This is a genomic window from Pseudomonas sp. AC083, assembly GCF_979253165.1.
In genome coordinates this window covers 251,826-257,998 of sequence record NZ_CEEDDH010000005.1, presented here as the reverse complement: position 1 = coordinate 257,998, position 6,173 = coordinate 251,826, and the positions used below count along the sequence as shown (strand labels likewise).

General features: G+C 61.5%; 5 protein-coding genes. All 5 read right to left on the bottom strand.

From position 1 onward, the window contains the following. Positions 1-86 precede the first annotated feature (86 nt). The 5 genes from hutH (AC0IXA_RS11500) to AC0IXA_RS11480 all read right to left on the bottom strand — a co-directional run bounded on the left by hutH (AC0IXA_RS11500) (position 87) and on the right by AC0IXA_RS11480 (position 6,159). The gene (hutH, locus tag AC0IXA_RS11500) at positions 87-1,619 is read right to left on the bottom strand and encodes a histidine ammonia-lyase (RefSeq protein ID WP_341638406.1); all 1,533 of its coding nucleotides are present in this window, start codon (positions 1,617-1,619) and stop codon (positions 87-89) included. Positions 1,620-1,735: 116 nt separating this feature from the next. Beyond that, positions 1,736-3,259 (bottom strand): histidine ammonia-lyase, encoded by a 1,524-nt coding sequence (hutH, locus tag AC0IXA_RS11495; protein ID WP_471813088.1) that lies wholly within the window; start codon positions 3,257-3,259, stop codon positions 1,736-1,738. A gap of 184 nt (positions 3,260-3,443) precedes the next feature. Continuing rightward, positions 3,444-4,274, bottom strand: coding sequence for a quaternary amine ABC transporter ATP-binding protein (locus AC0IXA_RS11490; protein WP_016772086.1), 831 nt, complete (start codon positions 4,272-4,274; stop codon positions 3,444-3,446). Next, positions 4,271-5,122 (bottom strand): ABC transporter permease, encoded by an 852-nt coding sequence (locus AC0IXA_RS11485; RefSeq protein ID WP_016772087.1) that lies wholly within the window; start codon positions 5,120-5,122, stop codon positions 4,271-4,273. The genes AC0IXA_RS11490 and AC0IXA_RS11485 overlap by 4 nt, the downstream gene beginning before the upstream one ends. Positions 5,123-5,190: 68 nt before the next feature. Beyond that, positions 5,191-6,159, bottom strand: a complete 969-nt coding sequence (locus AC0IXA_RS11480) for an ABC transporter substrate-binding protein (RefSeq protein ID WP_123444029.1) — start codon at positions 6,157-6,159, stop codon at positions 5,191-5,193. Between the last annotated feature and the right edge of the window lie 14 nt (positions 6,160-6,173).

Below are 6,173 nucleotides of genomic sequence, written 5' to 3'. Positions count from 1 at the left end.
GCAGCCCGTGACGCTCCGCGTCACTGGACGCGGAGCGTCCCTTGAGGCATTCCCACGCAGAGCGTGGGAACGATCAGTGGGTAGGGTTAAAGGCTCGGCAAAAGCTTCGCCGGCACCAGCTCGGTCAAGCACCGCGACGCCAGCAATTGCGTCGCAGCATTGATGTCCGGTGCAAAGAAGCGGTCCTTTTCATAGAACGGCACTTCCTTGCGCAAAATCGCCCGCGCCTGTTCGAGCTTCGGCGAGGTCTTCAGGCCGTTGCGCAGATCCAGGCCCTGCACCGCCGCCAGCCATTCCACGGCGAGAATGCCGCGAGTGTTCTCGGCCATTTCCCACAGACGCTTGCCCGCCGCCGGGGCCATCGATACGTGGTCCTCCTGGTTGGCCGAGGTCGGCAGGCTGTCCACCGAATGTGGATGGGACAACGCCTTGTTTTCACTGGCCAACGCCGCAGCGGTGACCTGAGCGATCATGAAACCGGAGTTCACCCCGCCATTGGCCACCAGGAACGGCGGCAGTTGCGACATGTGCTTGTCCATCATCAGCGAGATGCGCCGCTCGCTCAGCGAGCCGATTTCAGCGATGGCCAGGGCCATGTTGTCAGCAGCCATGGCCACCGGTTCAGCGTGGAAGTTGCCGCCGGAAATCACGTCGCCTTCGGCGGCGAATACCAAAGGGTTATCGGAAACCGCGTTGGCTTCCACTGCCAGCACTTCAGCGGCCTGACGAAACTGGGTCAGGCAGGCGCCCATGACTTGCGGCTGGCAGCGCAGCGAGTACGGGTCCTGGACCTTGTCGCAATTCTGGTGCGAGGCGGAGACTTCGCTGCGCTCACCGAGCAGATCGCGGTACGCGGCAGCGGCATCGATCTGACCTTTCTGCCCACGTGCGGCATGAATGCGCGCGTCGAACGGCGAGCGCGAACCGAGCACGGCTTCAACAGTAAGACTGCCCAGCGCCACTGCACCGGCAAACAGATCCTCGCCTTCGAACAAACCGCGCAGCGCAAACGCCGTGGAAACCTGGGTACCGTTGAGCAGCGCCAGACCTTCTTTAGCCGCTAACGTCAGCGGCGCCAGGCCGGCGACTTTCAGCGCTTCGGTGGCCTCAAGCCATTCGCCCTTGTAGCGGGCCTTGCCCTCGCCCAGCAGCACCAGCGACATGTGCGCCAACGGCGCCAGATCGCCCGACGCACCGACCGAACCTTTCAACGGAATATGCGGATAGACCTCAGCATTGATCAGCGCGATCAGCGCATCGATCACCTGCCGACGGATCCCGGAAAAACCACGGCTGAGACTGTTGACCTTGAGCACCATGATCAGTCGCACAAGGTCATCACTGATCGGCTGGCCGACGCCGGCCGCGTGCGAGAGCACCAGCGAACGCTGCAGGTTCTCCAGGTCTTCGCTGGCGATGCGCGTCGAGGCCAGCAGACCGAAACCGGTGTTGATGCCGTAGGCGGTGCGGTTCTCGGCAAGGATCTGCTCGACGCAGGCGACGCTGGCCTCGATCTGCGCGCTGGCGCTGTTGTCGAGAGTCAGTGTGACCGGATGCTGGTAGACGTCACGCAGTTGGGCCAGGCTCAGTTGGCCGGGGATCAGGTTCAGCGCAGTCATTAAAATGCTCCTGTTAGGCATTGTTATTAACTACCAGTCGCTCCGGAGCATTCCGTTATCCGTCGCTTCTCGTCTTGTGAACGATCCACGCCTTGGCACGCTGGTATGGGTAGTTGTCAGTGCAAATTCGGGAGAACGTTGTGCGGCAGATTCGGGTTTTTCAACACGGTCGCAGCGGCAGCGATATCCGGCGCCAGCCAGCGATCCTGATCGTAGGCCGGGACCGTTTCGCGCAGCAGTTTCCACGCGCGGTCAGTGCCCACGCCAAAGCGCTGTTCCTTGAGGAATTCAAACGCCTGCGCCGCCAGCAGGTATTCAATTGCGAGGATCTGCGTGCAGTTTTCCAGCGCACGATGCAGCTTCAGCGCGGCGTTGGTGCCCATGCTCAGGTGATCTTCCTGCAGGCCCGAGGTGATGTAGTTGTCGAGCACCGCCGGTTGCGCCAATTGACGGTTTTCCGCACACAGCGAGGCGGCGACATATTGCACGATCATCATCCCCGAGTTGACCCCGGGATTGGCCACCAGAAACGCCGGCAGACCGCTGACGTGCGGATTGACCAAACGGTCCAGACGGCGCTCGGCAATCGAGCCGATTTCGGCCATGGCAATCGCCAGCAGATCCGCCGCCATCGCCACGGATTGACCGTGGGGGTTGGCCTGCGACATCACCCGGAAATTGTCCGGCGTGCCCAGCAGTAACGGGTTGTCGGTGCAGCCGTTGAGTTCGGCTTCGACCTGTTTGATCGCATGCTCCAGTTGATCACGGGCGGCGCCGTGAACCTGCGGGATCGAACGAATGCTCAGCGCATCCTGAGTGCGAATGCCTTTGCTCGCGGCGATCACTTCGCTGCCATCGAGCAAGGCGCGCAGGTTGTTGCCGACCTGCTGCATGCCCGGATGCGGCTTGAGCGCGATGATCTCGGCATCGAAGGCATCGATCTGGCCGCGCTGGGCTTCGAAACTCATCGCACCGATGACGTCGGCCCATTGCAGCAGTCGCGTGGCATCGGCAATCGCCAGACAGCTGAGGCCGGTCATGCACGGCGTGCCGTTGACCAGACACAAGCCATCCTTCGCGCCGAGCTGCACAGGTTGCAGACCCTCCTCGGCCAGCGCCTGTTGCGCCGAAATGATCCGCCCGCGATAGCTGACATTGCCAACGCCGAGCAGCGCGATGCCGATGTGCGCCATGTGCGTCAGATAACCCACCGAACCCTGCGACGGCACCTGCGGAGTGATGCCGCGATTGAGCAGCGCCAGCAGCCCTTCGACCACGCGCCGATGCAGGCCGGATTTGCCGTGGCTGTAGTTGTGGATCGCGGCGCAGATGATCGCGCGGGTCTGCTCGTCGCTGAGCACCGGGCCGACACCGCAGGCATGGCTGAGCAGGGTGTTGCGCGAGAGTTGGCTGAGCTGTTCGTCTTGCAGCGAAACGTTGGACAGACCGCCCAGACCGGTGTTGACGCCATAGGCACGCTCGCCGCTGGCGACGATGCGCTGAACGATGGCTTGGGCGTTGTCGATGCGCGCCCAGGTGTCGCTGGACAGTTCCAGCGGCGCACCGTGACGGGCGACAGCGACCACGTCCTGCCAACGTAGAGGGCTGCCTGTGATAACGATTTTTTCAGCCTGGGACATCTCTAACCTCATACCAATTCTGTTGATGCCGGTAACCCTGTGGTGAGGGGATTTATCCCCGTTGGGTGGCGAAGCCGCCCCAAACCATGCCCGCAAATCCGTCAGACAGACCGCAGTGGCCGGTTTTACGACTGCTTCGCAGCCGAACGGGGATAAATCCCCTCACCACAACGGCCACTCAGCGTCACACCACCGCCGCGCGCCGCTGCACAAACCGGTCGACATACTCATCGGCCGGTGAATGCAGGATCTCTCTTGGCGTGCCGACCTGAATCAACCGGCCATCCTTGAGAATCGCGATGCGATTGCCGATGCGCACGGCTTCGTCGAGGTCGTGGGTGATGAAGACGATGGTTTTGTGCAGGGTCTTTTGCAGTTCCAGCAACTGGTCCTGCATCTCGGCGCGGATCAGCGGGTCCAGCGCACTGAACGCTTCGTCCATCAGGATGATGTCGGTGTCCGCCGCCAATGCACGGGCGAGGCCGACGCGCTGACGCATGCCGCCGGAGAGCTGGTGCGGGTATTTGTTTTCGTAGCCTTTGAGGCCGACGGTATTGATCCAGTGCAGCGCGCGTTCGGCGCAGACCTGCTTGCTCTCGCCGCGCACTTTCAGGCCGTAGGCGACGTTATCGAGCACGGTCTTGTGCGGCAGCAGGCCGAAGCTCTGGAACACCATGCTGATCTTGTGTCGACGAAATTCGCGCAGGGCGTCCATGTCGTACTGCAGGATGTCCTCGCCATCGACCAGAATCGCCCCGCTGGTGGGGTCGATCAGGCGATTGAAGTGGCGCACCAGGGTGGATTTGCCCGAGCCGGACAGGCCCATGATCACAAAGATTTCGCCGGTGCCGATGCTCAGCGACAAGTCGTTCACGCCGACCACGCAACCGGTTTCGTTGAGCACCTGATCCTTGCTCTTGCCCTGGCCGACCATGGCCAGCGCGTCCTTGGCGCGGTTGCCGAAAATCTTGAAGACGTTGCGTACTTCGATCTTGCTCACGCTTGCATTGCTCATTTGCTCACCTCGTGGCGTGGCCGACCGTACGCTTGAGTGATGCGGTCGATGACCACCGCGAGAATCACGATCGCCAGCCCGGCTTCGAGGCCACGGCCGACGTTGAGGGTCTGAATCCCCACCAGTACGTCTTCACCGAGGCCACGGGCGCCGATCATCGAAGCGATCACCACCATCGACAGGGCCATCATCGTGGTTTGGTTGATCCCGGCCATGATGCTCGGCAGCGCCAGCGGCAGTTGCACGCCAAACAGTTGCTGCCAGCGATTGGCGCCGAAGGCGTTGATCGCCTCCATCACTTCACCGTCGACCTGGCGAATACCCAGATCGGTCAAGCGAATCAGCGGCGGCGCGGCGTAGATCACTGTGGCGAAAATCGCCGGCACCTTGCCCAGGCCGAACAGCATCAGCACCGGAATCAGGTAAACGAAACTCGGCATGGTCTGCATGATGTCGAGCAGCGGCATCAGCACCGAACGCAGGCGATTGCTGCGCGCCGAGAGAATCCCCAGCGGGATGCCGATCAGCACCGAAATGATCGTCGCGACCATCATCAGCGCCAGGGTCTGCATGAGTTTGTCCCACAGACCAACGGCGCCGACGAGGAACAGCAGACCGACAATGACTGCCGTGGTCACGACTTTGCGCGTGGCGTGCCAGGCGATGACACCGACGATTGCCAGCATCAACCACCACGGCGCCGCACGCAGCAAACCTTCGAGACTGACGATGGCCCACAGCAGCGTGTCGGAGATATGCCGGAACACATCGCCGTAATTGGTCACCAGCGAATCGACCCAACCGTTGACCCAGTCGGCGATGGAAAAGGTAAAGCTTTCGGGAAACATAAGGGACTCTCAATCAAGGGGTTGCGATCAAGCGTCCGGCTGCCGTACTGGCAGCCGGGAAACCTGACCTACAAGGCCGCGTCGATTTTCTTGGCTGCGTCGTCGCTCACCCATGCGTGCCAGACTTCAGGATGTTCCTTGAGGAAGATTTTCGCCAGTTTTGCCGACTCGATACGTTCCTTGGCCATGCGCCCGAGGTTCTGATTAAGCAGATCGATCGGCAGGTTGACCTTTTCCAGCACGGCGACCAGTTCCGGGGCTTCGTCGTGGAAGGTTTTCGACAGGCCGACCTTGATGCTAATGGTCTTGTTGCCCTGCGCCTGGTCTTCAAGCCTGACCGCGTCGATCTGGCCCATCAGCGGCGTCGGCGACCAGTAGTAGAAAAGGATCGGCTCGCCACGCTTGTAGCTCGACAGCACTGCCGCATCCAGCGCAGGTCCTGTGCCTGGGCGGAAGTTGGTGTAACTGTTTTCCAGGCCATAACTCTTGAGCATTTCGCTGTTGTCGAGCTCGCAGGTCCAGCCGGCCGGGCAGTTATAGAAGCGGCCCTTGGACGGCTCTTCGGCGTCCTTGAACACGGCGGAATACTTGCCCAGGTCAGCGATATTTTTCAGGTCCGGGGCTTTCGCCTCGAGCTTGCGCTTGGCGTCGCCTTCGATCACGTAACGCGGCACGTACCAGCCTTCGACAGCACCCACCACTGGCGCGCCGACACCGATGACCTTGCCGGCCTTCTCGGCCTTGTTCCAGACCTCGCTACGGCCGACCCACTCTTCGGCGAACACTTGAATATCGTTGCTGCTCAGGGCGTTTTCCATGGTGATGGAATTGCCCGGCAGGCTGTCGGTCTTGCAGCCGTAACCTTTCTCCAGCACCACTTGCAGCACGTCGGTCAGGAGCATGCCGCTCTCCCAGTTCAGCCCGGCGAATTTCACCGGTTTGCCCGATTCGCACCAGCCGGCGGCTTGCGTCGCACCGGCACTGGCCAACAGGCCCATGGACAGCAATGTGGTCAGCAGGGTCTTGTTCGATTTCATTGTCGTGACGCTCC

Coding starts and splice junctions, on each gene's coding strand:
- AC0IXA_RS11485 (WP_016772087.1), bottom strand. CDS start 5,122: ATGTTTCCCGAAAGCTTTACCTTTTCCATCGCCGACTGGGTCAACGGT.
- AC0IXA_RS11480 (WP_123444029.1), bottom strand. CDS start 6,159: ATGAAATCGAACAAGACCCTGCTGACCACATTGCTGTCCATGGGCCTG.
- hutH (WP_341638406.1), bottom strand. CDS start 1,619: ATGACTGCGCTGAACCTGATCCCCGGCCAACTGAGCCTGGCCCAACTG.
- hutH (WP_471813088.1), bottom strand. CDS start 3,259: ATGTCCCAGGCTGAAAAAATCGTTATCACAGGCAGCCCTCTACGTTGG.
- AC0IXA_RS11490 (WP_016772086.1), bottom strand. CDS start 4,274: ATGAGCAATGCAAGCGTGAGCAAGATCGAAGTACGCAACGTCTTCAAG.